The sequence below is a fragment of the Pseudomonas sp. NBRC 111140 genome, from assembly GCF_001320885.1.
Taxonomy (GTDB): Bacteria; Pseudomonadota; Gammaproteobacteria; order Pseudomonadales; family Pseudomonadaceae; genus Aquipseudomonas; species Aquipseudomonas putida_P.
The window spans coordinates 1-4,416 of sequence record NZ_BCBQ01000172.1; the positions used below are offsets into that span (position 1 = coordinate 1).

Annotated in this window: 3 protein-coding genes; 1 reads left to right on the plus strand and 2 read right to left on the minus strand. The window is 54.2% G+C overall.

Translation table 11 applies throughout. The annotated features are described in order from the left end of the window. Window positions 1–621 precede the first annotated feature (621 nt). Entirely contained in the window at window positions 622–885 is a 264-nt protein-coding gene (locus APH42_RS28535; RefSeq protein ID WP_043198192.1) for a DUF3077 domain-containing protein, read from the plus strand. Between the two features lie 135 nt (window positions 886–1,020). Here the strand turns inward: APH42_RS28535 and APH42_RS28540 are convergent, their stop codons facing one another. Together APH42_RS28540 and APH42_RS28545 are read right to left on the minus strand one after the other, a co-directional pair. Then, window positions 1,021–2,670, minus strand: coding sequence for an ATP-binding cassette domain-containing protein (locus APH42_RS28540; RefSeq protein ID WP_060494731.1), 1,650 nt, complete (start codon window positions 2,668–2,670; stop codon window positions 1,021–1,023). A gap of 1 nt (window position 2,671) precedes the next feature. Beyond that, a complete protein-coding gene (locus APH42_RS28545; RefSeq protein WP_060494732.1) occupies window positions 2,672–3,826 on the minus strand; it encodes a YcaO-like family protein in 1,155 nt (384 codons plus the stop codon). Window positions 3,827–4,416: the final 590 nt, after the last annotated feature.

Here is a 4,416-nt window from a genome sequence, read left to right on the forward strand (position 1 = left end):
ATCTCACAGGCGCTGCAAAGGGTGAGTCGAACACCTTCCAGCCTCACCGCATTCCGGCCAGTTTCGGCAGACAATTTTAGGTTTTCACCTATTCCATGTAGTCCATTCCCCAAACATACTCCCAAACCCCTTCAAGCCATTGCGGTGCTCTGGATCGGGCCCTAGTCTCGGGTGGTCGCTGCCAAATCAGTGACCGGCTTTGACAGGCTACTTAGGTCAAACCGCATGGCTCTGCCTTTATGGCAGCTGTGCATGGGGCACTTCGTGTGCGTCGGGTTTTGGTTTGCCTACCGGTCTGTCAACCCATGTACAGCTGCCACCCTCTTGTTTGACAGCAGGTGTGTGGTGGCCTTTATCACTAGGTGAACCATGATGCTGAAGATAGTCCCCGATCCACCCCATAACGCCCATTCCCTTGAAGACACCCTGATCCAGGCCACGGACTACGCGCTATGTGCCGCCACCGTGGTGCATCGGGCAATGCTGCTTCAGCCCAGATGCCCGTAGGGCCTCGGCCTTTGCATTAAGGCTCGCGTGATGTGTCCCTTGGACGGGCCTCTTCGCGGGTTTACCCGCGAAAGGGCCCGCCCAGGCACTAGAGAATTTTCAGGGGATTGAACAATGACAACAGAAGACACCCAGTTCACCGTCGGCAAGACCGCTTTTTACCAAGGCGAAAACGGCACGCATCCACTGTTCCGAATCGAGCCCGGCATCCCCTGCAGGGACGCCCGCGAGCAGTCGTCGGAATTGATGGGCTATGTACGCGAACTGACCATCACCGGCCTGATGGACGAGAAGCCGATGATGATCTGGGCTGCCCACTACCTGAGCGCCATGGCCAAGGCGCTGATGGATGATGCCGAGTTGGGCATGAAGCAGTGAGTGGTCGCCTTCGGATCGCATGAAGGCTGACAGGTGTCCGCCACAACAACTTCTGCGCCTGTGAGATCGAGCGCCGCCCGCGCGGCGGATCGCGACACAAGGCCGCTCCTACAGGGTCTGGTAATGCAATGTAGGTTATGTGCGAGCGCCCGGTAGCCCAGCGTCCTGAGCGATCTTCGTTTTCACTTGGTTGATGATCCGTCCCTCGCTCATGGTGATCACCCGATCAAAGCGTGACAGGGCACTCTGATCGTGCGTTACGCAGATCAGCCCTTTCCCTTGGAATGTTTCGAACAGCAGATCCCAGGTTCGCGCAGCCGATCCGGCATCAAGCCCAGCTGTGGGCTCGTCAAAAAAATTGAATTCGCCGGGCCGGTTAAGCAAGCGAAGCAACATCAGCCTGCGTGCTTCGCCACCCGAAATGGATTCCGCGCGTGCATCCAGATCAAGCTCGTACCAGTCTTTGCTCAGCCCCAGGTGTTCAAGCCACCGTTCGATTTGAACGCGATCATGAGCATGCTCGAACAGGACTGCGCGAGGCAGTGGACCGGGTATGAAGTACGCATCCTGAGGGCAGAGTCGTAAACGACGGAACTGCTCACACGCGCCGAGCGCAGCCAGGCATCTGCCGTGCAAGTAAACATGCTTGCGCAACTGGAATACCGTTCCTGCCAGCGCATGCAGAAGTGTCGACTTGCCGCACCCGCTGGGCCCAACCAGTGCGACCCGTTCTCCTGCACGAATTACCAAGGGCTCATCGATCAGCAGTTGCAGCGCGTTTCGAGCGCTGAGTTGGCAGGGGGTAATGCAAAGCCCTGCGTTTTCATTTTTGGGTTCTGCCTCTATGGAGACTGTCGGTCCGAACACAGGAAGCCCGAGCCAGTGTTCGAGCTTGCGTTTGTCGAGTCTGAATTGGTCGAGCACCCGCCAGGCTTCCGCCAGTTGTGCAACGCCGGCGAGCAATCCACTCACCAGGGTAAAGAGGGCAACAAGCTCGCCCAGGCTCAGATGCGGTGTTGCCTGTGATTGATCTTGGATACCCCACAAGAGCAAACCACCACTGCCCAGGCCAATGAATAGAGTACGCAAGCCCTGAAGCCATCCGCCACTGTAGGCAACCCCTACCGCTGAGTCGGCATAGCCCGACAGTGTCTGGTTCACGGGAATCATTGCGGCATCCTCGGCCTTCTCCAGCTTGACCGTTGAGGCGCTGGCGAAGGTATCAACCCATTGTTCCGCCAGTTCGTCCTCCCGCGAGTTGACTGCCTCGATACGGGGCCGGCGCCAGCGCACCAGCCGATCGTTTGCCCACAGATACGCCAAGCTCAAGGGGACCAGGCCGATCAATACCGAGGTAGCTCCGAGGTACGTGAACAGCGTGATCAGTACCACAGCTTCGACCAGTACCGGCCATGCCGAGCCGATCAGAAAGCCTAGCCATCGCTCCTGGGCCGTAATTCCTCTATCCAGTACCTTCACCAAGGTTCCGCCATGGAGTTGTCCATAGGCCTCGAAGCGTTTGTCCAGCAACCCTCGGCACCAGCGCATGGAAAGCTGCTTCACGCGCTCCTGGCAGAGCCGCGCCAGGCACCAGGCTTGCAAAGGGGTCAACGAGGCTTGTAGGGCGACAAGGCATATGAAGGCACCGAGCAGAACGAGAGAAGACGAGGCCGAGGTGGACAGGTTGTCGATAATGTCAGCCAGGATCAGGGCAGGTACGACGGTCGCGACTTTGAGAACTAAGGTCGCGCTCAGGGCGGCGAGTATGCCTCGGTATATATGCATATCATTGCCTTATGCATTTGAACGCGCTTTGCGGCGCGACTGGAATCCCGGACCTTATCAAATGGAAGCGCTCCAGTCCGGGTATAAAAACTTGTACGACTGTGGCGAAGTTGGGGTGCTCATATAGGGTGCGGTAGAATACGGTTTTATTATTCTTGCCCAGGTTGATTAGCGTGCGCTTGATCTGTCCGCGTACGCTGAGTTCTATACGAGGTGGATGATATTCAGGCACGTTGTACTTAGGGCGTGGGTGTAGAAGTTGAGAAAGTTTTTCTGAGTAGGCAAGCACTTTCTTCGTGGCGAGATCTTCTTGTTTTTCTTTCGGTCCGGAAAGTTGTTCGCACTGAATCTGTTCAGTTACAGCGCGGTACATTGCAATCGATGGGTTTATGGAGCTTCCCGAGCCGATGCCGCTGAGAGAGCCTTCTTTTTTGTTGCGAGAGATAGCAATGCAAAATGGAACGTCATAGAAATCGTGGGTCAAGTATATTTCTAGGTTGCTTGCGTGGCGCAAAAGTTTCTTGTCGTGAGTGAAGGTGTCTTCCAGAAATGAATTGGAGGGTCGGTAGATCTCTAGGGGGGAGGTCAGGTTGCAAAGCGATAGATAGTACATCGACAGGGTGTGGCGTTCGATAGATTCATTTATGGCGTGTAAGAGAGCTTCGCTCTCAGTACAGCCAATAGCTGTGCCAGAATTGGTCGCATATTTGGCAAGATACCCTGCCGCGGTTTTCTCAATCTCATCGGTATTTCTGGAGGAGGGGGCTATCAGTATCGCGGGTATTTTTATTTCGTCATAGCTGTCCAGTGCTTGAAGTCCAAAGTAAGGTATTTGGCAATGAGGCGGGATTGACTTTAGTAGCCAGTCGTCAAACGGGTCTATCGACTGAAAAATTTTTTCGCTTGCGATGGTGGTTGGTGTCGACTTGTCGACAAAGTAATGCTCTAAGCTTTCAGCAAGAGCTCCTAGCTCACAGTGTTCTCCCTTTCCTGCACCGCAGGACACTTCTTGGTAGGCGCTGTTGTATAAGTGGCATGTGGCGACCAAGCTATTATTTTTTGATAGTTTTGTTTTCGAGTGAAGGCCCAAGTGCTGATGCAGTCTTATCAGGCGGTTGTATGCTTCTTCTGTGGTCAGCTCGCGTTCGGTAATCATCTCTAGCTCCTATGTCGGACCAGAAGGGGCTAAGCCCCTTCTGGTTTATGGCTTACTGCATGTTGAGGAACTCAACCTCGGACTCGGTAAATGTGTAGTTCACCACGCGAGGGATTTGCAGAGTATTGATTTCAGAACGACGACGTCCCATGGCTACTGCTCCTATAGAGTTGGTTTGAGTGCGCTTTTTGCGCAGGGCTTTTGTATCACTTGTTTTTTCCTTGGTTCAAGATCTGCCCGGAATTCTTAGTGGAAGATCGGCGTAGGAATTCTTTCTGGCATTTGTAGCTTTATTCCTACACTTCTTCGAAGGGTCAGAAAAATCACCCATTAATTAACGGGTTGGCGCTTGTGGAGGGTTAGGGGGGTTAAATTTTTTGTAAAACACTGAAAGGATTACGATCCCTCAACAGAGTGGCGGGTCATGATCGGTCCGGGGGGATGAGGTTGTTTCTGGGGAATCACCTGGTTCTTGGTGTTCCTCTAGATAGAACGCCGAAGAAACAAGCCAATCTTACGCATTGGTGCAGACCTAACTTGCCAGAAAGAGATGGGCAGCCTTGTACTGCGAAGCCCGCGCGGGCGGCGCT

What these genes read in the sequence shown, in the direction of transcription:
- APH42_RS28540 (WP_060494731.1), bottom strand. Translation starts at nt 2,670, where the DNA reads ATGCATATATACCGAGGCATACTCGCCGCCCTGAGCGCGACCTTAGTT.
- APH42_RS28545 (WP_060494732.1), bottom strand. Translation starts at nt 3,826, where the DNA reads ATGATTACCGAACGCGAGCTGACCACAGAAGAAGCATACAACCGCCTG.
- APH42_RS28535 (WP_043198192.1), top strand. Translation starts at nt 622, where the DNA reads ATGACAACAGAAGACACCCAGTTCACCGTCGGCAAGACCGCTTTTTAC.